The sequence below is a fragment of the Halalkalirubrum salinum genome (genome assembly GCF_005543295.1).
Lineage (GTDB): Archaea > Halobacteriota > Halobacteria > Halobacteriales > Haloferacaceae > Halalkalirubrum > Halalkalirubrum salinum.
In genome coordinates this window covers 48,706-71,775 of the sequence record NZ_SRSG01000003.1, presented here as the reverse complement: position 1 = coordinate 71,775, position 23,070 = coordinate 48,706, and the positions used below count along the sequence as shown (strand labels likewise).

At 58.1% G+C, this 23,070-nt stretch carries 24 protein-coding genes; 13 read left to right on the top strand and 11 right to left on the bottom strand.

Annotation, left to right across the window (positions count from 1 at the left end; genetic code table 11):
• Nucleotides 1-101: 101 nt before the first annotated feature.
• On the top strand, nt 102-1,859 hold the full coding sequence (gene arcS / locus E5K03_RS00790; RefSeq protein WP_138004481.1) for an archaeosine synthase subunit alpha: 1,758 nt from the start codon (nt 102-104) through the stop codon (nt 1,857-1,859).
• Between the two features lie 14 nt (nt 1,860-1,873).
• On the opposite strand, the gene E5K03_RS00785 is transcribed toward arcS, so the two are convergent.
• From E5K03_RS00785 to E5K03_RS00765, 5 genes are all read right to left on the bottom strand, one after another.
• Complete coding sequence (locus E5K03_RS00785) at nt 1,874-3,376, bottom strand: J domain-containing protein (RefSeq protein ID WP_138004480.1); 1,503 nt, start codon at nt 3,374-3,376, stop codon at nt 1,874-1,876.
• Nucleotides 3,369-3,866 (bottom strand): hypothetical protein, encoded by a 498-nt coding sequence (locus tag E5K03_RS00780; protein ID WP_138004479.1) that lies wholly within the window; start codon nt 3,864-3,866, stop codon nt 3,369-3,371. Before E5K03_RS00780 ends, E5K03_RS00785 begins: the two co-directional genes overlap by 8 nt.
• 44 nt (nt 3,867-3,910) lie before the next feature.
• Nucleotides 3,911-4,726 (bottom strand): DUF5794 domain-containing protein, encoded by an 816-nt coding sequence (locus E5K03_RS00775; RefSeq protein ID WP_138004478.1) that lies wholly within the window; start codon nt 4,724-4,726, stop codon nt 3,911-3,913.
• 263 nt (nt 4,727-4,989) lie between these two features.
• A complete protein-coding gene (locus tag E5K03_RS00770; RefSeq protein ID WP_171006558.1) occupies nt 4,990-6,267 on the bottom strand; it encodes an McrC family protein in 1,278 nt (425 codons plus the stop codon).
• 10 nt (nt 6,268-6,277) lie between these two features.
• The gene (locus E5K03_RS00765) at nt 6,278-7,891 is read right to left on the bottom strand and encodes an McrB family protein (RefSeq protein ID WP_138004476.1); all 1,614 of its coding nucleotides are present in this window, start codon (nt 7,889-7,891) and stop codon (nt 6,278-6,280) included.
• A gap of 230 nt (nt 7,892-8,121) precedes the next feature.
• On the opposite strand from E5K03_RS00765, the gene E5K03_RS00760 reads away from it, so the two are divergent.
• Complete coding sequence (locus E5K03_RS00760; RefSeq protein ID WP_205742929.1) at nt 8,122-9,747, top strand: pentapeptide repeat-containing protein; 1,626 nt, start codon at nt 8,122-8,124, stop codon at nt 9,745-9,747.
• Between the two features lie 53 nt (nt 9,748-9,800).
• Here E5K03_RS00760 and E5K03_RS00755 read toward each other — a convergent pair whose 3' ends face one another.
• Nucleotides 9,801-10,487 carry a hypothetical protein gene (locus tag E5K03_RS00755; protein WP_138004474.1) on the bottom strand — a complete coding sequence of 229 codons (687 nt, stop codon included), beginning with the start codon at nt 10,485-10,487 and terminating at the stop codon, nt 9,801-9,803.
• Between the two features lie 153 nt (nt 10,488-10,640).
• On the opposite strand from E5K03_RS00755, the gene E5K03_RS00750 reads away from it, so the two are divergent.
• A complete protein-coding gene (locus tag E5K03_RS00750; RefSeq protein WP_138004473.1) occupies nt 10,641-11,162 on the top strand; it encodes a redoxin domain-containing protein in 522 nt (173 codons plus the stop codon).
• The gene (yqeC, locus tag E5K03_RS00745) at nt 11,159-12,100 is read left to right on the top strand and encodes a selenium cofactor biosynthesis protein YqeC (RefSeq protein WP_138004472.1); all 942 of its coding nucleotides are present in this window, start codon (nt 11,159-11,161) and stop codon (nt 12,098-12,100) included. The genes E5K03_RS00750 and yqeC overlap by 4 nt, the downstream gene beginning before the upstream one ends.
• Here the strand turns inward: yqeC and mobA are convergent, their stop codons facing one another.
• Entirely contained in the window at nt 12,101-12,721 is a 621-nt protein-coding gene (gene mobA, locus E5K03_RS00740; RefSeq protein WP_138004471.1) for a molybdenum cofactor guanylyltransferase, read from the bottom strand. It lies immediately after the preceding gene.
• Between the two features lie 128 nt (nt 12,722-12,849).
• Between mobA and E5K03_RS00735 the strand changes: the two genes are divergently transcribed.
• From E5K03_RS00735 to E5K03_RS00710, 6 genes are all read left to right on the top strand, one after another.
• Complete coding sequence (locus E5K03_RS00735) at nt 12,850-13,245, top strand: hypothetical protein (protein WP_138004470.1); 396 nt, start codon at nt 12,850-12,852, stop codon at nt 13,243-13,245.
• Nucleotides 13,246-13,333: 88 nt separating this feature from the next.
• On the top strand, nt 13,334-13,630 hold the full coding sequence (locus tag E5K03_RS00730) for a ubiquitin-like small modifier protein 1 (protein ID WP_138004469.1): 297 nt from the start codon (nt 13,334-13,336) through the stop codon (nt 13,628-13,630).
• A complete protein-coding gene (locus tag E5K03_RS00725) occupies nt 13,627-13,938 on the top strand; it encodes a hypothetical protein (RefSeq protein WP_138004468.1) in 312 nt (103 codons plus the stop codon). Before E5K03_RS00730 ends, E5K03_RS00725 begins: the two co-directional genes overlap by 4 nt.
• Nucleotide 13,939: 1 nt before the next feature.
• Nucleotides 13,940-14,314 (top strand): hypothetical protein, encoded by a 375-nt coding sequence (locus E5K03_RS00720; protein WP_138004467.1) that lies wholly within the window; start codon nt 13,940-13,942, stop codon nt 14,312-14,314.
• 288 nt (nt 14,315-14,602) lie between these two features.
• Nucleotides 14,603-15,301: an AzlC family ABC transporter permease gene (locus E5K03_RS00715; protein ID WP_138004466.1), complete on the top strand. Its 699-nt coding sequence runs from the start codon at nt 14,603-14,605 to the stop codon at nt 15,299-15,301.
• Complete coding sequence (locus E5K03_RS00710; RefSeq protein ID WP_138004465.1) at nt 15,298-15,648, top strand: AzlD domain-containing protein; 351 nt, start codon at nt 15,298-15,300, stop codon at nt 15,646-15,648. The genes E5K03_RS00715 and E5K03_RS00710 overlap by 4 nt, the downstream gene beginning before the upstream one ends.
• Here E5K03_RS00710 and E5K03_RS00705 read toward each other — a convergent pair whose 3' ends face one another.
• Both E5K03_RS00705 and E5K03_RS00700 read right to left on the bottom strand, forming a co-directional pair.
• Nucleotides 15,649-16,548, bottom strand: a complete 900-nt coding sequence (locus tag E5K03_RS00705; RefSeq protein ID WP_138004464.1) for a DMT family transporter — start codon at nt 16,546-16,548, stop codon at nt 15,649-15,651.
• 87 nt (nt 16,549-16,635) lie between these two features.
• Nucleotides 16,636-18,558 (bottom strand): aldehyde ferredoxin oxidoreductase family protein, encoded by a 1,923-nt coding sequence (locus E5K03_RS00700; protein WP_138004463.1) that lies wholly within the window; start codon nt 18,556-18,558, stop codon nt 16,636-16,638.
• 272 nt (nt 18,559-18,830) lie between these two features.
• Here E5K03_RS00700 and E5K03_RS00695 point away from each other — a divergent pair, with 272 nt between their 5' ends.
• The 3 genes from E5K03_RS00695 to E5K03_RS00685 all read left to right on the top strand — a co-directional run bounded on the left by E5K03_RS00695 (nt 18,831) and on the right by E5K03_RS00685 (nt 22,019).
• On the top strand, nt 18,831-19,184 hold the full coding sequence (locus tag E5K03_RS00695) for a VanZ family protein (protein WP_138004462.1): 354 nt from the start codon (nt 18,831-18,833) through the stop codon (nt 19,182-19,184).
• Between the two features lie 73 nt (nt 19,185-19,257).
• On the top strand, nt 19,258-20,334 hold the full coding sequence (locus E5K03_RS00690) for an archaeosine biosynthesis radical SAM protein RaSEA (RefSeq protein WP_138004461.1): 1,077 nt from the start codon (nt 19,258-19,260) through the stop codon (nt 20,332-20,334).
• 140 nt (nt 20,335-20,474) lie between these two features.
• Nucleotides 20,475-22,019, top strand: a complete 1,545-nt coding sequence (locus E5K03_RS00685) for an RAD55 family ATPase (RefSeq protein WP_138004460.1) — start codon at nt 20,475-20,477, stop codon at nt 22,017-22,019.
• 48 nt (nt 22,020-22,067) lie between these two features.
• Here the strand turns inward: E5K03_RS00685 and purQ are convergent, their stop codons facing one another.
• Both purQ and purS read right to left on the bottom strand, forming a co-directional pair.
• On the bottom strand, nt 22,068-22,742 hold the full coding sequence (gene purQ, locus E5K03_RS00680) for a phosphoribosylformylglycinamidine synthase I (RefSeq protein ID WP_138004459.1): 675 nt from the start codon (nt 22,740-22,742) through the stop codon (nt 22,068-22,070).
• Nucleotides 22,739-22,999 (bottom strand): phosphoribosylformylglycinamidine synthase subunit PurS, encoded by a 261-nt coding sequence (gene purS / locus E5K03_RS00675; RefSeq protein ID WP_137196774.1) that lies wholly within the window; start codon nt 22,997-22,999, stop codon nt 22,739-22,741. The genes purQ and purS overlap by 4 nt, the downstream gene beginning before the upstream one ends.
• Nucleotides 23,000-23,070: the final 71 nt, after the last annotated feature.

The window sequence follows — 23,070 nt, the reverse complement described above, 5'->3', positions numbered from 1 at the left end:
CCGTTCCAACTATTCGGCGAGCTCATATTTTCTCAGAGGCGACCCGAGCGCAACTCACCCGACAACGCAAGAGACTACACGATCGCTCTCCCACCACGGGTATGACCGATTATTTCGAGGTACTCGATCGGGACGGGCCGGCCCGTCTCGGCGATTTGCGACTCGCTACGCCGGTGACGACGCCGGCGTGTCTGGACGACGTACTGGTAGATGCCGGGAGCCTCTGGGCGGCCGACAGGGAGGTTCCGGACGGGTCCAACGAGCAACTCACGATCTTGCCGCACCGATCGTTCCCGCCGGGAACCCGCGAGGAGGTCCAGGAGGCATTCGCGATTGAGCATCCGTCGGTGTCGTTCCCGAGTGCCGCGGTCGTGACCGCCGACACCGCCGCAGATGTCGGTGCTGACGCGTACGTGCTAGCGGACGTTCGTGGCTTCGACGGCCACGCCGCGAAGCTCCGCGAGACGATCGTGACACTCAAATCGAAGCTGCCGGCTGACACCGCGCTTATCGCGTCGGGCATTGGGACGCCGGGCAACGTCGCGATGCTCGCGTACGCCGGTATCGACGGCTTCGATACCGCTCGGGCGGTGGCGAAGGGCACGCAGGGCAAGTATCTCACGAGTGACGGCGAGGTGTTCCTCAAGGATCTCAGGGAGTTGCCCTGTTCATGTCCGGCCTGTCAGCGGCCACGCGAGGCGTTCACCCGTGAGGACTGCGTCGAGCACAACAAAAATGCCCTGCGCGCGGAGCTCCGGCGGGTCCGCGAACGGATCCGAGCCGGGCGACTGCGCGACTACATCGAAGCCCAGACGCGACACGAACAGTGGCTAACGGCGGCGTTCCGTGAGTTCGACCAGCAGTACAGCTATCTCGAAGAGCGAACGCCGGTCATCCGTGACACGGAGCTCACCGCCACGACCGGGGACACGATCCGCCGCGTCGAGATCCAGCGCTTTGCCGATCGGGTCACCACCCGGTACAGGAATCGGTTTCAGAACCCCCTCGTGTTAGTGCCGTGTTCGGCAACGAAACCATACAGCGACTCACAGAGCCACAAACAGTTCCTCCGAGAGATCAACTTCCGTGGGCACGTGGTGTCGATGACTTCGCCGATCGGCGTCGTGCCAACCGAACTCGAACTCACCTACCCCGCCCAGCACTACGACACCGCCGTCACCGGCCGATGGTCCGAGGACGAGAAGGCGTTTGTCTCGGCTGTGTTACAGCGGTACCTCGAACGCAACGAATATCCAAAGGTCATCGCGCACGTTCCGGACCACGGCTACCGAGACATCTGCGAACGCGTCGAGGACGCGCTGGGACTGTCGTTCGAGTACACCGTCGCCGATCACCCGACGACCGACAAGTCGCTTTCGGCGCTCTCGGCGGCATTGCACGGCGCAGAGCAGTTCAGCAAGCGAGAACGCGAGCACAACACGGTCAAAGCGATCGCCGACTACCAACTCGGCGACGGCGCTGGCGACGACCTGTTCGGCGCGATCGAGATCCAGACCACCGGTCGCTATCCGAAGCTTCAGGTGCGAGACAGTGAGGGCGAACAGCTCGCGACGATGGTGCCCCAGTACGGCATGTTGGCGTTCACCCTCGCGGGAGCCGAGCGGTGGGTCGACAGTGACGCGCCAATCAAACGGGTGTCGATCGACGGCTTCGTTCCCCACGGGTCGGTGCTCGCTCCCGGTGTGACCGATGCCGACGAGGAGATCCACCCTGGCGACGAAGTTGTCATTGAAGGGCCGAAGGCGTTTGGTGTGGGCCGTGCGACGATGTCTGGTCCGGAGATGCGATCGTCCACACGGGGAATTGCGACGGAGGTTCGACACGTCGAATCCAAGTGAGTGGCGAATCCACGTCACGATTGTTCGACCAGACTATAGGCCCCAAATACGACGGTTGGCCAGCAACAGACAGCCAGTATCAGCCCTGCAGCAACCGTTGATTCGGGTGGAATTCCATGGAGTACCCACAGCCGATTTCCAGCAAGGTGCCACCACCCAAGCAGCACGAACGGCACACTCGCGAGCAGTTCCCAACCAACGATGCGATGGCCTGTCCTGTTGGTATTGTCGCCGCGGAGGAGCGCTGAAAAAAGTCCCAACAGCGTTCCAATCCCGATACAGAGTGTTATACTCATAAGCAACGCCAACACGATATTGACTGCCCACCAAACAGTAAATCCAGATGCAGCTCCGACATCGACCCATGGTGCGATCGTACTCGCAGGCTCGGTCGCAAGGGCAGTAAACGGGAACCAAAATCGGTATGGAGTGAACTCGATCAAGAACATTCCGACGAGTACAACGACAGTACCGCCACCTGCGAGGCGTGGGTCGATATTTCCACCAATATAGAAGACGCCAAAGAGAATAATCCCGAGTGGGACAAATAGCCCTATATAAAACAACAGCACAAACCGACCGAGTAACAGGCCGCCGTTGGGGCTGCCGTGGCTAACGGCGATCGCCATCAAACCAGCTCCGATTCCACTACAGACCGCAATATACCCGGCATAGCGTGGAGAAAGCTGTGGATCGATCGGTTCACTCTGCTGAGAATATACACGGAGTTCGTTACCGAACACAAAAGCGAGACTAAACCCGACAGCAATGGCAGAAATTGTGCCGGCAGACACTGCTAAAAACGTTCGAAGAGGGACTGCGATGGCGTATGCAAGAACAACGACGACGAGTACCCGCGGGACGGCAAATCCAGAGCCATCGCTTGCGTGTGCAGTCTCGTCTTTGGGTTCACCGCGTGGCGGCCGCCTGGTCGACTCCGATGAATGGCTCTTGTCTCGGTTCGTACCTGCCGTATCGGCTGTATTGTCGTCGGTCGTTTCGTCGGTCGATCGCCCCGTTGTCTGCGTGCCCTCGGTCTTTCGATCAGATGCAGACGCAGAGTCAGTCCGACTGTACGATCGCGACTTGGAGGCAGTAGACGTCGATCCTTGATCGTCAGACGATCGCTGTCTACCTGCGTTTGTGGCTCCTGTCGTCGAATTCGTGCTGCTCGCTTCTTGTCGATCGGCCTGTGCAGTTTCAGTCTGCGTTGTTGTGTCAGCTGTTGGCTCCGCAGACGAGCCAGACGACTGCTGGGCGTTCGTCCAGGCGATCCACCGTTTTGCGCCGGTGGTTTTGACGTATGCATCGTGGCCGAGTCGATCGTACCGCCGGCGTTCGACGGGCGAACAGAGCGTTTCACGCGCCGTCTGGAGTCGGAGATACGCATCCTCGCTTCCGCCCTGGTCGGGGTGGTACTGTTTCACCAGTCGCCGAAACTGCGTTTCGATCTCCTGTGTCGAGGCAATCTCATTGACCCGTAACATCGCATAGAACGGCGCTGGATCGTCATTCATACTCGGGACCCTCCCACTCGAATGACGGTGTTTCGGGATACACGTCTACGGCGATGCGTACCGTGAGTTCATGATAGGTCAACCCGAGTGCCTTCTTCACATGCAGCACGTTGTGGTTATGGGCAGTAAGATACAGTGACATTGCGCCGAGGCCGTGGCGGGCAACGCGAAGTGGAATCCTGGGCCGGTATGTTCCCGATGTGAAATACATGCCAGCGTCTTCGACGTCGTGTCGGTATCGAAGTGGACCGACGAGTTCTTCAAGTTGCGCCCAATCTTCGGCTCTCGAGACCGCTCGCGTGCCACCTCCGCTAAACGGAATGACGCCATCAATATAGAGGAGGTCCGCGATGGGTACGGCAACATACTCACCCGCTTCGGCGGTCGGTGACCACACGTTTGTCCGGTTGAGTTCTGGCAGTGTTTCCGTTTGTGCAGGACACGGAGATGGCGACGACGGGGTCCGTGTCGGGACGTAGTATGCGCTCATATCGGACTCCAATACGGTGCCAAATCGGGCATTCACAACGACCTTCATTCTCGGCCCTCCATGCCTCCAACATACGCGTGTTTCACTGACAGACAGAACGAACACCCGATGATAAGCAACACCGGTGCGGTCTCAATAATTGAGGCCAACTCTGCTGCAAGAGTAGTGAGTGCGATCGCACAGCCGACCTCAAAGCGCTGAATGTCGAGGACCCGAACGACAGTCGGACGAAACAGGACGGCACCAACCGCAAGGGTGAGTCCCGATCCCCCGGCGACTATCGATCGGCCGATGAGCGCGTGGTCGGTTGTCACGACAGTAATCGTTTGGTCGATCACTGCTGAAAGTTCGATGCTCCCGGTTGCGATCGAGACCAGTACGTTGAGCACTATGACACCAATGAGGACGCCTCCGATTGTTTGAACTGCTGGCACCCACCACGGAGGGTCCTGGTAGACCATTCGAATCGCGATCAAACCAATTACCACCGCAGTGAGGCGGTTCAGTACCTCCGACCAGAGAACAGCGGCAACGACCGGGGCGATCACTGCTGACAGAGTCGTCCCCACCAGTAGTCCGATACCGATAAAACCAACAATTTGGAGCCCTCGCCGGCGTGGCACATCTAATTCAGCGGTAACAATACCAAGGGTGGCCCCACCACCAAAAATGACAGTCCCGAGACCAACGGCAGTGCTCACTGATGACAGCGCACCGCCAACAATCAAGGCCTGATAGATGCCAGCCAACGGGAGCAACATCACCCACGCAAGTTGGCTTGCACCGTCAACTGAGAACAGCTCTGTGAGCCACCGATACAATCGGTCTACCACCGCGATGAGCGTCAAACTGACACTCATAGCGATCCTCCGTCAGTTGGGGTCGACGGACAGTTGCTCGTAAGAAAACAACGTACCAGCTGGTACGCCGGTGTTGTGTGGGTTTGGAATCGGTTCGCCACAACGGTTGGCGTGGTGTGAAACACCATTAGGATATGCCGACCGGCGCTACCAGGGCACACTACCGAATACGTCGATTGTAGACTCTACTATGGACCACAAAAATAAAAAACTCACGTATTATGGCCGACAATGGCTAACATACACTAAGATAAGAGTGTGAGTTACATAGCTTCGACAAGAGAATTAATTTTTGTTTCAAGCGATCGTTCGAGCTGGTTCGTATATGCTTCGTAGCTGTCTGTTTGTTGCCCAGTTGGCAGTTCGTATACGTCCAATGAATGGCCGCTCTCGATGGTATAGGACGTCTCTATGTGTCCGCCTTGCTCAGGATAAACGAGTAACCCTGGTGTATCGTGAGCGATACAATAGGATACCATTTGATAGAGGTCGGAGTTTCTGATTGATTTCGAGTTCGAAGAGGGGGTTTTCCATTTTGAATCGCCTACCACGAGTGGCTGTCCGCTGGCTTCAAGAACAAAATCTGGTTTTACTGTAACTGGGGGAGTTCCACCGTGGAGAAGACTTGTTGTCTTTTTTTGTTCATAGGCAGCCCAGTGTGGATTGTCGGCATTTTGGGCGATTCGTTCTATTGCACGCCCAATAACGGCCTCAAAAATATGGCTCATATTCATAAAGAAGGAAAACGAAGAGACACCGCCATCGTGGAGGCTATCAAGATAGGAATTTTGCAGTATTGGCCTCACGAGCCGAAGAATATCCGTGTAGTATTCGTTTAATCGATTGAGTCTTAACGCTTCAACTTCGACAGATCGGACCGGACGAAATGTAACCGCTTTTTGTAGCCGCTGGTTGTACCACCGCAGGTCGCGTTTAAGCGATTCGTCTGTGGTCATTCGCTGGAGAACAGACGTTGCATAGAGAATTGCTTGGTTAGCAACGGTATCTTGTGTTAGTTCATCGTACACACACTCAAATTTCGTTGGAAATGGGTGCTGGCGTCGAATCTGTGTATGCACGTCAAGTTGTCCCCGAAGCTGTGGCTCGCGTGTCTCAACACGTTCGTACTCGCTGTGCAGACCACGGTGGAGAATTGTCTGAACTTCTTGACAGAACAACGCAGCCAGCGCATCGATAAACGAATCACCGCCACGGAGCTGTACATCCTGGTCTACGGTCTGTGGATCGATTCCCTGTGAATATCTGAGCAAGTAGAGGAGATTATCTCCGGCGGCCTTTGGTTGGATCCGAATCGTTGGGCCGTCTGGGAGCGAAACAATCCCGACAAACTTCTGTGATTTGAAAATAGTGCCGCCATCGCTGTTGTACGATATTTTCAGCGGAGTCGGGCCATCAGGTCCCTCGATGTGGGTCTCGATGAATCGACGATCAGTGTCTGTGAGCAGGATATCAGTTTCGACGCGGTCGTGTTCGGATAATTCGACTGTATGAGGCACATTATTCGGGCGTTCCGTAGCCATCGTGTCGGTGTTAGGATAACTCATCGTCGGTGCGTTGGTCCTGTGTAGCGGTCGAGTGAACGCCTGCGTGCTGTTTGAAACCCAAAAGAATGTGGAGGGCTTGGACGAGTTCGTCAAGCGTAAAATCGTTGATTTCCTGTGTCGCGGAATTGATAAATATCTCACCCGCATCTCCCAAGATATCTTGTTGGAGACGATCGAGCTGGCCGAAAAAGTACTCTTCAAGAAGTGGAAGAATCTCATATCGCCACGCATCGTATAGTTCTTGTTCGCTGTTTGGATTCTGCAACAGCAGATACGAGTGCCCAATTTGCTTTCCCTTTCCGAGATCTGGCAGGTTGATAATACGGTTGTTGAGACGCTCGAGAGCCAATACTGAGAGACTCTGGAGCCCATTGAGACGCTCGTAGTCTGATGTCGCAATCGCTTTTGTTTGCTCCATAGAACCGAGATCGAACTGTTGGATCAACGTGTCGTACGCAGGCGGAAACGAGAGGAACCGGAAGCGACGACGCAGTGCTGCATCAACGAGCGCGATCGATCGATCCGCAGTGTTCATTGTCCCGATGAGATAGAGGTTCGAGGGGACCGTAAAGCGTTCTGAGGAGTGAGCAAGTTCACTGTATACCGTTTGGCGTTTGTCTGGTTCTAACAGCGTGATCGTCTCACCAAATATCTGCGCGAGATTTCCACGATTGATTTCGTCAATAAGAAGCACGTACGGTGGCGGATCGTGACCGTCCGCATGGGCATGTGCAGCGGCCGTTGCTGCGTCGTCACAGATTTTTTTGAATATCCCGTCCTGTATCGTGTACTGCACTCCAGTTCCGTTCGAATCGTGTGCCGCAGTCAGTCCTTCGAGAAAATCCTCATACGTGAACGAGGGATGAAACGTGACGAGTCTGAGTTGTGACTCTGTCGGTGCAATCGACTGTTCGCTAATCCACCATCGAGCGAAGTGGCGAGCGGTGTAAGTCTTCCCGGTGCCTGGTGGGCCGTGGAAGATCACCTGTTTGTTGACCCGCAGTTGCCGAGCGATCGACTCAAAACGGGGCTGGTATTCGAACGAATCCGAATCGATCGGTTCATCACTCATCGAATTGCGTGCAGCACCACCTAGTGCTGTCTCAACTACTGCGCTGTTCGTGATGTACTGCTCCAGACTCCCGTGTGCATCGACAATTTGTTCCACACCCCGTTCAGCGAGTTTAGTAAAGCCCACTGGGTGTGGTCGGAATAGTTCGCCAGCGTCACTGATTTTGTCTGCATCAATTTCGACCTCGATCACCGCGTCGAAAAAGATGAGATACTCCCAACTGCTATCGGTATCGTCCCAGATTTCGGACGCAAGTGCTGGATTGTGCTCCGTCCGCTGTACGTTCCCAGCGTATTCGTACAGTCCGTTTCCGGTGTAAAATAAAACGAAGTCACCTGGGGAAACCTCATCCCAGTGTGTTTGATTGCCAGCTTCGACACCCCAGATGGGTACAGGGTCCTCGATTGTCTGATCGGAGTGGGAGCTCACCGTTTCGGGTGCCACACCGCGACTGAGTTGCTGGTGGAGATGGCCGAGTGCGAGCGCGTTGTTGCACGGAGATAAAAAGAGTCGCTGGGGTGTGTCCATCACACTATATCAGTTAGATGGGCTACTTGAAACTTTACTCCTTCCCGGCGATTTTTATAAACCGTTTTGACAATAATACATAGATGGGTAATCAAGACGATTCTCGGTGCGGGCATACATTCGATCCGGAGCAGTGGGAATCTACTCTCCCAGGAGTAGAAAGCGACCTAGACAGTGAGTGGACCTGCCACCGCGATTCGCACGCAGATGCCGATCGCTGTGTGTTTCATATGTCGACTGAAACGCAACACGAACTTGGAATCACCAATCAAGAAGTCGTAGAGCAGCTGCTCGAAGAAATACGAACGGGGGGACCAGAGTCAAAGCAATTTATTGACGCGACGTTCAACACACTGGACCTGCGCGATCACGTTATTTCTCCGCCTGATAACGGTACCCTCGATTTTCGGCATACAACGTTCGAAGGGAAACTACGGCTGGAAAATGCGACAATAACGAATGAGATCTCGTTTCATGGGAGCAGGTTCCAACAAGTGTGGATGAACGGTGTCGAGTTTGCCAAAGAGGCAAACTGGTACGGTTGTGAATTCGACGGGACAGTGAAAGCAGACGGTGCAACGTTTGGCGGGAAGCTGTTGTTTGCGCGGTCTGTATTCCAGTATGGGGTCAGGTTCCGAAAATCCCCCACATTTGAGGGGCAAGCAGTGTTTACTGGGGCGTCTTTCAATAGTTACGCACGAATTACGGGGGGACGTTTCGGGGCGTTGGCGTACTTCCGTGATGTGACGTTTCAGCAAGCGAACTTCACAAACACTAGGTTTTCTGAGGCGGTTTATTTTGGGGATGCAATGTTCGAAACGAAAGCACATTTTGCTGAAACTGTTTTTGGGGGACGGACCTACTTTGGTAACAAAGACAGAGACGACGATCGGGACGCTGCGACCATCGCATGTCAACTCAACTTGACGGACGCCACGATTCGATCGCTGATGGATTTCGAGGGGGTCGTATTTCGTGATCAACAGGACGGTTCTGACAGGGATTCTTCGGCAGATGTACTATTAGATGGGTTGACGTGTACCGGAAGGGTGAATTTTGCGCCGAGTGTGCCTGGAGATCAGTACATCAAAATCAACGTAATCGACGCCCGGGTTGACGCAGGGACGTTGGCGCAACCAACGAATGGAACGGCATTGTACGATTTCTGCCGGACAACAGTCGGTGACATCACAGTGACTACCGATCCATATGACGAATCTGCGCTAGATGCGATTCGGTTCGTCGAGTGTGATTTCACAGAGTTCGACTTTTCACGGTATCGGCCTGCGCTCGAACCCGACTATCAAATCCACCAATTCTCAGCGATTGCTGCGATACCAGACAACGATCTGTTGCCGGCGATCGAGGAGACCACGTATCAAAAGGCCAAAACCGGTGCCGATAGTATTGGAGACAACCGGGCGGCATCGGCGTTTTTTATTCGAGAGATGCGCGCTCGAAAGCGTCGATTGGCCGCACAGATCAGTCAAAATACGACTGGAAAAAAGCGCTTCGAGTACCGGCTTCGATACGAGACAAATCGGTTCTTCGATCTTATCGCAAACTACGGCGAGAGTGCGAGGCGAGTGATCGCGTTTTCGCTTGTAACCGTACTTGGATACACCGGAATATACGGACTACTGTACGGAATTTCCGGAAACGAACCATACTCATCGAGCCCGCGATTCATTAGTTACCTATTGTTGAGCCTCGAATCGTTCACTGGACTCGTTCACGAAGGTGGCACATCGGTTGACAGTTGGTTCATCCGGTTGGTAGCAGCCAGTGAGGGATTCGTGGGGGCATTTCTCATTGCCCTGTTCTTATTTGCATTGACCCGCTCTGTCTATCGATGAAAAACCAAAGAGTAGACGCGAGTTCTGAGCCGATCGAGCGGTTCTCGGTGTAGTTAATTATGGGCCTCTGAATGAAGCGGGACAATAGAAATCGAGGGTTCGGTCGGTGGAAGTTCAACATCGTTGGAGTGTGTCGCCTCAAACGGAGATTCAGTATCGTGCTCACGGAGTAGTACAATCTCGCATCTGTTCGGGTCCGTCCAGAACCATTCACCGACGGTCGAATCTTCAACGACAGAATCAACAGTACCCTGACCGAGATACCGGTCATCATGGACGAAAATGAGTGTATCCCCAGACTGCAAAGATGAAATCGGCGCCCGTTCATCGAACGCCCAAAATCGGATCGTGCCTGCTGTGTGAAGCAACGCTGGAACGTCGTCCAGTCGATTCGGATCGACGGCACTGTTTACAATTTGATTGTAGGCCCGTCGTTCGTCGTCGTCAAGCGGGACAAGATACTGAGAAGAACCGGTCTCTTCGGTATCTGTAGGAGATGTAGATTCGGCAAGCTTCTTGATATTGTACCGTCCTCGTTCAACGTTTTTGAGTTCGTTGGCAGCCTGAAGCTCCTGAAGTTTCTGTCGGATTTGGGCCTTTGGGTGATCGTTGTTCGGAAACGTCTCACGCGCCGTTGGGAGGACGATGTCGTACACGTGGTCGGTATCGACGATATCTTCATTTGTTTTTTTATGATAGGCGACAAGCCTATCACGCACCATATCGCGCCAAGCACTCATACGCAGATATTATTGCACATCGTGTTATGAGTTACTGACAGCAATCTGTGAAAGTGATGGCTGAAAGGAATCTACTAGATGAATCAATCACGATGACAAATTCTGAGCACCAATTGCGCGAACGCTTTTGCCGCCCGACGACAACGATGTCGTATGCGCGACGATGGAACGACGGTTTCGAATATTACTGCACCGATCGCAACGCCGGCGGCCGCTGCTGCGGCCGATCGAGGCTCCTACTCGACGAGCGATATTGAGGCACAATCCCTTGCAGCAGCCGCCGCAGATGGCCCGCTCACCCTCGCGTTCTTTCCAGGGGTGTACTCGCGGACATGCACAAAGGAACTGTGTCAACTCCGCGATTGGACCGACGACGTCACAGATATGGATGGAGTGCTCTACGGCGTGAGTGCAGATACCCCGTGGTCTCACCTCGCATTCATCGACGAGTACGAAATCTCGTACCCCCTCATGTCGACGTTCAATAACACGCTCGCCGCGGAGTTCGACGTCGAGCGAACTGAGAGTGTCCTAGCCGGGATTACCGATCGGGCGGTATTCGTCCTCGATCCAGAACTGACCATCAGATACGCATGGACGACGACCGAATCGCTCGTCTTTCCGGATCTCGAGGCGATCGAGTCGACAATCGAGACAATTACCGCCGAGCAATGACGCTGCAGCAGTCACATCCCTGTGTTCGCTGTGGCGTAACGATCGAGCCCGGCGATGTCTTTTCAGCGGTCGACGTGCTGGACGGTGACGGCGATTTGCGGGCACTGTTGTGCGAGGACTGTGGAGACGGCCTTCGGGCGTACGTTGACGGGGGACACGTCGAGTCGGATACTCCTGCGGAGAGCGAACGGGGGTATTCGATCGTCGACGCGCTCGGAGCCGATCGCGGCGTCACCTGCATTGTCGGAGCGGGCGGCAAGAAGACGACGCTGTACGCGCTCGCCGACCAGCTCCCAAATGCGATCGTCACCGCAACCGTCCGCATTCCGATCTTCGACAGTCAGGTCGCCCGGGTAGCCGTCGGTGAGGACCCGCTTTCGGCCCTGTCGGCGGGTGAGGACAGGCCCCTTGGACTCGTCGCAGCGCGAGAGGGTGACAGATACCGCGGCTTTGCGCCGGAGACGATCGACTCGATCGCCGCGTTACACACCGGACCAGTACTGGTCAAAGCCGACGGCGCGCGAACGCGGGAGTTCAAAGGGCCAAACGCGAGCGAGCCGCAGATTCCAGCCTCGACGCGGACGGTCGTCCCGATCGTCAGCGCCCACGCTGTCGGCGAGCCACTGACCGAGGCGGCCGTCCATCGCCCCGAGCGGGTCGCGTCGTTGACCGATCTCGAACTCGGTGACAAGATCACACCCGCGGCGATCGCTGAGGTCCTCGCCTCTCCAGAGGGTGGACTGAAGGACGTGCCGCCGGGTGCGACAGTCGTGCCGCTCATCAACAAGGTCGACACCGACGAGGACGCCGCGGCAGCCCACGAGATCGCCGATCGACTCTTCGAGTCGGTCGCGGCGAATCCCTTCGGTCCGGACGTGCGTCGAATTGTGTTGGCCCGGATGATCGACGCGACGGTCGTCTCGGTTCGACTGGCGTGATCACTTCAGACGGGTTTGGGCTGCGTCGAACTCTGCTTGTGTATTTAGATTCTCGAAGCTCTGTTCGCTGCCGTGTTCGGCGATCGCCGCGTCGTCGACGACCCGGTAGTCGAGTTCGAAAAGCGGCGAGAGGATCTTTCGATCGCCGCGTTCGATGGCGTCCTCACACGCAGCGGCCATTCGGTCGACGTGGTACACCGCGTGGGTTGTCTGATACCACTCGTCGTCAATCCGCGGCACTGCTGCCTCAGCGGTTTCGGCAACAGCAAAGAGGTGTTCGACGAGTGAGGGCTGGACAAACGGCATGTCGCAGGCCACGACAAACGCGTACTCGGCGTCCGTGTCAGAAAGCGCGTCGAGGCCGGTGTGAATGCCGACCATCGGACCGCCGTCTGGGTCAGGATCGATCCCGTAGCGCACCGCAGACGGATAGCCGTCCATCGCGGCCTCGATCGCCGCCCGCTGGTCGGCCCGACAGTTGACGACCAGTGTGTCGATCACGTCGGTCAGTCGGTCGGCGACCCGTCGAATCATCGGCGTCCCAGCCAGCTCAGCGACGGCCTTGTCGGCATCGCCAAAGCGGGTCGATCGGCCGCCTGCAATAATGACGCCAGCGCGCATGAACGACTGTTTCGGGCGGGCGGTCTTGTGAGTTGCGGCAGGTCCTAACGCGGGGCAAAAGCCGCGCTCCCGTGCGTGCGCCAAGTCGAAGCGCGAGGTTTCTTTGGCGTTCGATCCGAAGCCAATCCATGGACAGAGAGCCACTCTCACTTGGCGTGCCGCGACAGATTCTCGAATCGTTGCCAGACGACGAAGGAGCGGCGGCCATGGACATGCAACGGGCCGTCGAGGGGATCGAACGCCGAATCAATCGAGCGATCGACGCGGCGGATGACGAAAGCGAGGCCGTCTCGATCGCCGTCGACGCGATCGAACACATGGAGGCGCAGATCGAGACGTACGACGAGTTCGTCCCCGAACTGCGCGCGTGGGGCCAATCGCCGATCTACGCGATTGCCTGGCGGAACCTCCACGCCGATCTCATTATGCAGCTGTATGAGGTCGAGTGGCTCGCCGAATCGCTGGATACCGAACGAAACTACCGCATGGTCGAAGACGGAATCCGGTTCGGCAAGCGCGACTGACCGCACGTGAAAGGACAACCAGCGCACGCCGTCGGCTGTCGGTTGTCAGAGAACGCAGCTTTTTACTCACGGCCAGCGTGTATCGAGTATGGAATTGACGCTTCGGTTTTTTGCGACCTTCCGGGAATACGCCGGACAAAAGGTCGTCGAGAAGTCCTACGACGAGGTCCTGACAATCGGTGACCTCCTCGCGTCGCTCGAGGCGGAGTATCCGGAGATGAAGGGTGAGCTCCTCGTCGACGGAGACCTCAAACCCCAGATCAACGTGCTCAAAAACGGCCGCGAGGTGTTGCACATCGAGGGCGTCGAGACGACCCTCGCAGACGGGGATACGGTGTCGATCTTCCCACCGGTTGCGGGTGGTGTCAACGGGTGCGAACGATGACCGACGAGTATCAGGTCGAAAAGGCGTTCCGCGGGATCTCCCAGCGGCTCGCGGTCCACTACCTTCGGAATCTCGAGGGCCGGCCGATCGTCGACGGAGTCGAACACGCCGCCGAGTCCGACGTCGAAAGCGAGGGGGTTTCAGAGGTTGTGGGAGATGGATGGGAAGCCACACTCGACAGCAAGAAAGTCAATCCTGCGGGGTCGCTGATGCTGACAGAGGTGTCGGTCACGTTTGTTGGCGAACCCGACGCTGTCGATCCGGTCGTCAAAGCATTCTCTCAGAAGGCGATGCGAGCGGGCGGATAAAATGAAAAGCGAGGGGCCAGGACCGTTTCCGATCGACGGCCAGCCGTTGCTTTTGGCCGGTGCGAAGGCGAGCCTCCCCCCAAGTCGGTTGCCGGAGCTGCTTGCAGCTGTCCAACGGTACCTCAGCGGAGAGCTGGAGACGTATCGTCGCTCCTACGAGCGTATCTATACTGACGACGATCGCGAGGTGTTTGTGGTTCCGACTGAGCACTGGGAATCGATCGGTGAGGCCTGCGGGCTGGATCGCCGAGAGACCGATGGCGTCCGCCGTGCCCACGTCGAGCAGTTCCGACGGCTCGGCTCGAAGACCGATCGCCGCGAAGAGTTCGAGACGACGCTCGAGATCAGAAGCGTCGTGGTGATTGGCTGTAGCTGAACGGCCAAACTATAGTAACGTTTGCAACTTTTTGCATCAAATACCTCAAAAAGCAGTCCGAGAGAGCGTGAACCCGCAGTTCCTGAACCGAAGTGAGAAAATAATTACAAACGCTATTATAGAGTGAAGAGCCGGGCGGTCCGACTAATGTGGGGAGCCGAGCGGTCCGACTAAAGTGCGGAACCGAGCGGTCCAATTGGAGCGAGGTGTCGAATGGCCAACCGACAGCCTGCCGGCGATCGCCGGAGAGATCGGCAGCATTTCATACGTCGCCCCAGGAATTCGAACATGGACCGCCGATTCCCCCATCCGGATCTCCTCGATGGGATCCGTGTGTCTGGGCCAATTCTCCTCGGTATTATCCCGTTTGCGATGGTCGCCGGGATCTCTGCAGCCAACGCCGGAATGACGGTCATCGAGGCCGTGGGAATGTCGGTGTTCGTGTTTGCGGGTGCCTCACAGCTCGCAGCGATCGACCTCATCGACTCGAACGCGCCCTTTGCGGTCGTCGTTGTAACCGCCGTGATCATCAACGTACGGATGCTCATGTACTCGGCCTCGATCGCACCGTACTTTCAGGCGTTGTCAACCCGCGTTCGGGCGCTGTTGGCGTATGTGTTGACCGACCAGGCATACGCCATGTCTGTCGCTGAGTACGAACGCAAACCGGAGCGGAGCCGGCTGTGGTACTACTCTGGAATCGGGTTTACCCTCTGGATCGTCTGGCAGATCGGCACGTTCGTCGGTGCGGTTGTCGGGGCTGGGGTACCCGAGGCGCTCGGGCTCGAATTTGCGCTCCCACTCGTCTTTCTTGCACTCTTGGTGCCCGCGATGAAGGATCGCGGGACCACGACCGCGGCGATCGTTGCGGGTGCAGTCGCACTGGGCGCCGCTGTCGCCGGCGTTCCGCTCAGTCTCGATCTCCCGATCGCCGCAGTCTGTGGCATCCTCGCAGGCATCGCAATCGACGCGTGGGGGAACATATGACCGCATGGTCTTCACCAGCGATCTGGGCGGCGATCGGCCTCATCGGCCTGTGTACGTTCGCGATCCGCCTGTCGTTCATCTACCTGTTCGGCCAAATCGACACTGTCCCCGATCGGGTCGAACACGTCCTGCGATACGTTCCCGCAGCCGTGCTCGCCGCGCTTGTCATTCCTGCCGTCATCACGATCCAGCCGACGATTGAAGCGACGCTCGTCGACGATCGGGTGGCCGCCGCGATCATCGCAGGCGCGGTAGCCTGGCGGACCGAGGACGTCTTTGCAACGATCGCCCTCGGCATGGGCACACTGTGGGCGATCCGGTTTGGGCCGTCGCTTCTGGGGCTGTGATCAGAGGCGAGCGCCCGCCAACTCGGCGAGAGCACGGCGTTTCAACAGTCCAAAGCCGAGCGCGACAAGCCCGAATCCAACGAACGTTGGCCACCCGATCGCCTCTCCAAGTACCACCACCCCAACCGTCGTGGCGACGATCGGGACGAGATAGCCGACAAGCGCGGCCTGAAACGCGCCGTATCTCTCGAGAATGCTAAAGTACAGCAGGAACGCGATCGCGGTTGAAAAGACGCCGAGATACACAATTGCGGCGACTGCTGTCGGGTCTGCGATCGCAATGGTCGGGCGCTCGCCGGCTAGCGCACTCAACACGTGTAATACAACCGCACCGAGTCCCATCGACCAGCCGACGAGCGGGAGGCGATCGAGCGTCGGACCAGCGCGTTGGATAATGACCCCACCGAGTGAGACGCTCGCGACTTGGCCGAGGATGATCAGCCGACCGATTGTATCCCCGCCGAGGAGGTTCGCTGGATCCGGCTGAATGACGAAGGCGAGTCCGACGAAGCCAAGCCCAACACCGACGACACCCACGCGAGACAGTCGCTCGCCGAGCAGCACGAACGCCCACAGCGCGGTGACGATCGGAACGAGTGAGGTCATGATCGCGGCGACGCTGCTCGGAACCGTCTGTTGGCCGATGAACAACAGTCCGTTCCCGGCGACGAGAAACAGTCCGCCGCCTGCGATCGCCTGGAAATGGTTCATCCCGCGCGGTCGCCAGCCGTCTGTTCGGAGGATTGCGTACGCCAGGAGGACGATCGCCGCGGTATCGTAGCGAAACGCCGCCAAAAGCAGCGGTGGTACAAATTCCAACCCGACTGAGATCGCCGGAAACGATAGTCCCCACAGTGTTGCAAGCGCCACAAACATGGAGGCGTCGGTGAGCCGAGACACGCAAAAAGTATTCGACTGTCAGTGAAATAGTCACCGTTCGGCGATCGGTCGTGGCAGCCCAATAAAAATTGAGACCGGGATTGTCGCTCAGTCGTCGGCGGGCGCAGCCGCGTCGCCCGAGGAGACGCCAGTACCGGGACCGACGTCGATACCGAGCTCGTCGAGTTTCTCGTCGGGGACGACCCCGTCGACCCAGCCGCGGTGGCTGTAGTACTCGTTTTTCATTTCTTCGAGCTCACAGTACTCGCCCTCGGAGGCACCCTGTCCGGCGATTCCGTCTTTGAGGAACCGTGCCGGCAGCGAGTCGTCCGCCCCATCGAAGCCCGCGAGGTTGTTGTAGTACCGCTCGAGGGTGTAGATCCGCTCACCGGCGGTCCACAGGTCCTCTTCGGACACGTCGAGACCGGTCATGCCGTTGTACTGCAGGACGTACTCTTCGATCCCCTCTGCGAAGGCGTTGAACTTGCAGATGTCGAAGGAGTCACTCACCGCGTGCATGTCCTGGAAGGTGGCGGTCAGTTCGCCTTTGCCCTCCCACTCGTAGGGATCGACCTTCTCTGGGACTCCGAGAATCTCTGCAGCCGGCGTGTACGCCCGCAGGTGACAGGCACCGCGGTTCGAGGTCGCGTAGGCAATACCCATTCCCTTCATACAGCGCGGATCGTAGGCAGGAATCGTCTGGCCTTTGACCGCCAGGGAGTTCTCCTGGGCGTCGCGCGCCTCGGCGACGCGGCGGGCACCCTCCGCAAGCAGATCGGCAAGATCGCCGTCGCGGTGGGCGATCGACTCGATCATGTCGACCATCGTCTCCGAGTCGCCCCAATCGAGGCCGCCGACGTCGTCAAGTTTGCCCTCCTCGGTCATCTCCATGGCCATCGCCATCATGTTGCCAACCTCGATCGTGTCGACGCCCATGTCGTTGCAGCGATCGATCATGAGGGCGATGTCGTCGCGTTCGGTGTGCCCGGAGTTCGGGCCCAGCGCGAAGGCGGACTCGTACTCGTAGGACTCCATCCGGACGTTCATCTCCTCGCCTTTGTGCATCGTCTGCACCTCAACCTCTTTTTTGCAGGCGACCGGACAAGAGTGACACGTCGGCTCGTCGACGAGAATGTTCTCACGGACGTTCTCGCCGGACACACGCTCGGCGTCGATGTCGGGACCACCATCGTCGCGGTATGCCCGCGTCGAGGTGTACTTTCCGTTGCGGGTCGGCAGGCCGTCCATCTCTTCGGTGATGTTCATCAGCACGTTCGTGCCGTACATCGAGAGGCCGCCCTCGTTCGGGGCGGTCACGTCGGACTCCCGGATGACCTGCAGGGCCTGCTGGTAACCCTTCTTGAACGTCTCCGAATCGGCTGGTTTCGGCATCTTCGTGCCGGATTTGATGACGACTGCCTTGAGGTTCTTCGACCCCATCACGCAGCCGGTGCCGCCGCGCCCGGAAGCGCGATCGTCTTCGTTGACGATACAGGCGTACTTGACGCCGTTCTCGCCGCCGGGGCCGATCGCCATCATGCTGAGGTTTTTACCGTAGGACCCGTCAACTTCCTCTTCGAGGATGTCGCGCGTCTCGTGAACGCCTTTGCCCCACAGGTGTGAGGCGTCTCGGAGTTCGACCTCGCCGTCTTCGACAACGGCGTACACCGGTTGGTCAGCCTTGCCGTCGAACACGAGTCCGTCCATGCCGGCCCACTTGAGCCGTGCACCAGACCAGCCGCCGTGGTGTGAGTCCGTGACCGTTCCCGTGAGCGGGGATTTCGTCACGATCGCGACCCGTCCGCTCATCGTCACCTGTGTTCCCGTGAGCGGTCCGGTCATGATCGCGAGACGATTGTCCTCGCTCATCGGATCGATCGTCGGATCCTCCTCGAAGAGGTATCGAACGCCGAGCCCTCGAGCGCCGATGTATTTTTTCGCGTCCTCGTCGTCGACCGAGCGATAGTTCACCTCGCTCGACGAGAGGTCGATCTCTCCAACCCTGTCTTGATAGCCACCGAGTTCAGTCATTGTAATGTACAATAGTTAGGTTGGTTCTACAGCGTGTTAGCTGTTCTCACCGAGAAGTAACCAGATGTAGTTACCATCGGGTTGCGTGTTGAAATCGCTCGCCGCGAACCGATTCAGTACCGTCAGTGCGAAACTGACAGCGGGTATCTGTTGACCGATCGACGTTACGCGCGTAACGGGGTTTCAACGGTCCAAAAGCCGTAATTTTGTGCCGTTCGATCGTGACCGCAGGCTTCGAAAGAGGTTTGCGCCGATCCACAAAATCTGTGCGCATGCCGTCTGCACGGGTTGCTGTCGGATCGTGGTGTGTCGCGCTTGTGCTCGCCTCTGTCATTCCCATCCCAGGATCGTCCGGCAGTCCGTCGGTCGTTCCGTTCAGTCCGACAGCACCGTTTCACCTCGTCGGGTACGGGGTACTCGGGGCGCTCACGATCGACGCGGTCGGTCCACGACGCGGGGCGATGGCCTTCGCAGCCCTATTCGCGATGAGCGTTGGAGCGGGAATCGAAGTCCTGCAGGTGACGATCCCATGGCGGACGTTCGCGATCGCAGACCTCGCGATCAATGCCCTTGGTGCCGTCGCCGGGGTATCGATTCGATCGATCGGTCGAGGGAACAAATCGTGAGTGCCAGCGGACACGAGCCAGTCGATCGGGTCGTGTCGGTGTCGTTTTACCCGTCGATCGGGTACAGACGGTAATGAGCAAGCCGAGCCCCGAGGTCTACGAGACGGGGCGCGGGATGGACGCGCACAATCAGGTGATGCGCGAGATCCGCGCCGAGAAACAGCGGACGTACGACCCTCACGAGCCGACCCGCGTGTGGATCGACGAAGACAACACGCCAACCGGGGTCTACGAGAGCCTCACGATCATCCTCAACACCGGCGGCTGTCGGTGGGCCCGCGCCGGCGGCTGTACCATGTGCGGCTACGTCGCCGAGTCTGTCGAAGGCGGCACCGTCGCCCACGAGGCGCTCATGGACCAGATTGACGCCTGTCTCGATCACGAAGCCGAAGAGGCCGAAAGTGAGTGTGACCTCGTGAAAATCTACACCTCGGGATCGTTCCTTGACGAGCGAGAGGTGCCCGCCGAAACACGGGCGGCGATCGCCGAGACGTTTGCCGATCGCGAGCGGATCGTTGTCGAATCGCTTCCGGACTTCGTAACTGCCGAAAAGCTCGCGGACTTCACCAACTGTGGACTCGACACCGACGTGGCGATCGGGCTCGAAACCGCGACCGATCGGGTGCGCCGCGACTGCGTGAACAAGTACTTTGACTTCGCGGACTTCGAGGCCGCCTGCGCAGAAGCCGAGACCGCGGGTGCAGGCGTGAAGGCGTACCTGCTCATGAAACCGCCGTTCCTCGCCGAACCGGAAGCCGCCGCGGACATGATTTCCTCGATCGAGCGCTGTGCGGCTGTTGCGGGCTGTCACACGGTGTCAATGAACCCGTGCAACGTCCAGCGGTACACGATGGTCGACGAGCTGTTTTTCGAGGGAGGCTACCGACCGCCGTGGCTGTGGTCGGTTGCCCACGTCCTCGAGTCGACCGCCGACGTCGACGCGATCGTCGTCTCCGATCCGGTCGGCCACGGCAGCGATCGCGGTGCACACAACTGCGGGGAGTGCGACGATCTCGTCCAGAAGGCGATCAAGGATTTCGATCTGCGCCAAGACCCCTCAGTCTTCTCGCAGGTAACCTGTGAGTGCGAATCGACGTGGGAACACGTGATGGCCGCCGAAACAAGTTACAACATGCCGCTCGTACGGTAATACTACCGAGCAGTACAGGTCGTCGCGACCATCATCGACGATCCAGACAGTTCGAGCCATCTTCCGTGGACAAATATCAGGTATGATATATAGACGCGAGGGTTTATATGAAAGTACCTTGGTGATTAATCAATAGACGAATGGCGGCCACATACGGCGAGCCCGAAGCGGAGTTAACGCAGGTGAGCTCCGGCGATACCGGACTTGACAAGCTTCTCGATGGCGGATTTCCGGCGAAACGATCGGTCCTCGTCGCTGGCGGCCCCGGAACAGGCAAGAGTACGCTCGCAATGCAGTTCCTCCAGGCCGGCCTTGAAGCCGGCGAACGAGCGCTGTACGTCACGACCGAGCAGACTGCCGACGAGCTTCGGGATTCGTTCGCCCCGTTCTCGTTTGACCTGGACGACCCCAAGCTGTCGATCGCCTCCGTCCATGCGCGTCCCGGCCAGCGGATCGACGGCGCTGAGGGATTGATGTTGAGTGAACTCCAACGCGATGAGAGCCGCCCACACGATTTCTATGCGCCGTTTACCACCGAATATCTCGAAGAACATCTAGCTGAACACACGCCCGTCGATCGAATCGTCGTCGACAGCCTCTCTGGGATCGCACCGATGGAAGAGTCACCGGATCTGCTTCGGCGAGATCTCCTTGAGATTATTCGGCTCTTTGCCGATCGATTCGGTGCGACGACGCTTCTCATCGCCGAAGAACCCGAACACGGCAGTGTCACCGGCTCGGCCGCGCCGGAGCTGCTCCGTTTCGCTGCCCACGGCGTAATCTACCTCAGCCACGAACCAATTCACGGCGACTATCACCGATACCTTCGGGTAGAGAAGCTCAGAGGCGTCAATCACGATACCAGAAAACACGAGTTCGAGATCACCGATGACGGGCCATCAGTCGTCTCTCGATGGTCGCCGACCCAGCCGGTCGGGCGAGTCTGGCGAACGGGCGTGCCGGGGCTGGACGAACTCGGCGGCGGCGGGCTCTCAAAAGGTGGATCGGTGGTGTTGTCTCACGACGGCCGAGCGCGAGTGAGCGACATCGTCGCCGAAATCGCCGTCGAGTCGTTGCTTGCGGGGGCCGCGGTGCCGATCTTCGTTCCGGGGACACTCGGTCGCGAGTGGGTCGAAACAAAGATCGCCAATCGGATTTCCTCGCTCGAACAACTCCTCGATGAGAACCGACTGTTCATCATCGACTGGTACGCCGATTGGGACTTCGATCACCCGAACATCTACCGAGTCCACAAACGTGGGCTCGCGGGGCTTTTGACCCACAACCGACTGTACGTCATGCAGCGGATCTTCCGGATTTACCGCTCGATCGACGAGCGTCGTGGCTCCAGAGATACGGTCCCAATCGTCTACTCCGAAACCGCCCTCCAGGAGCTGTCAGCGACGGATCTTCGGTTTCAGCACGGCTGGATCCAGGCAAACCTGCTCACCGACGACGACACCATCGTTTTCGTTCAAAACCCGGCAACGATGAACGATCGACTCTCAGAGTTCTACGTCTACGACGCCCAGCAGGTATTCGAGACGTGGATCGAAGCCGAAAGTGACCTCCAGTATATCCGACTCGACAAGGGGGCTCACGGCAAGACAGGCGTCACTCGACTGGTCAAGCGGTCCAGCGGAACCCCGGCGATCGAGGTTCAATCAAATCATCGAGCCGAGTAAGCGCTGTTGAGTAACGACAAGTTGAGTAACAACAAGAGAGCCACGCGATCAGGCGAATGCACGGAGCACACCGGCGCCGTCGGTGCCGCCGATGTCGGGTAGCGTCGCCCGCTCTGGGTGTGGCATCAAGACCGCCACGTGATTGGACTCACCGAGAATACCCGCGACGTTGCCGATCGATCCGTTCGGATTGGCCGCCTCAGTCACCGAGCCGTCGGGCGCACAGTACCGAAAGAGAATCCGATCGTCGGCTTCGAGGCGGTCATACCGCTCGTCGGTGATCTCAAACCGGCCCTCACCGTGGGCGATCGGGACCTCGATCACGTCACCAGCCTCGTAGGCTGCGGTCCAGGGGGTGTCTGCGCGTTCGACGCGGAGATATACGGGTTCACACTGGAACCGGGCGCGTTTGTTTGTTGTAAACGCCCCCTCGGTAAGCCCCGACTCACAGCCGATCTGTGCGCCGTTGCAGACCCCGAGAACAGGCGTTCCGGCTTCTGCGGCCGATCGAATCTCGTTCATAATCGGCGAGCGGGCGGCCATCGCGCCGGCACGAAGATAGTCGCCGTAGGAGAACCCACCAGGGAGGATGACGCCCGTCGTCTCGGACGGGAGTCCGTCTTCGTGCCAGACTCGCTTGGCGTCGATTCCGAGATGTGTGAGTGCACGAACCGCGTCGCGATCGCAGTTCGAGCCGCCGAACTGCACGACAGCGACCGTCACGATTGCCCCGCCGCCGCGACCGACACCTCGTAGTCGTGGATCGTCGGATTCGCTAACAGTCGCTCTGTCATCTCTGTTGCCGTTTCTTTGGCCGCCGCCGGGCTGTCGGCCTCGAGGTCGATTTCGAAGCGATCCGCCGAGCGAAGCCCAGACAGCTCGAACCCGAGGCGTTCGAGCGATCGCTTCGTCGTTTCGGCCTCCGGGTCGAGTACGCCGCGTTTGAGCCGAACAGTCACCGTTGCGGTGTAGGCGGTCATCGCCCGAGAGTGCGTATCCGTGGTCAAAAGCTCTTTTGGATGTCGTCTGTGATGCACATACATGAATATTT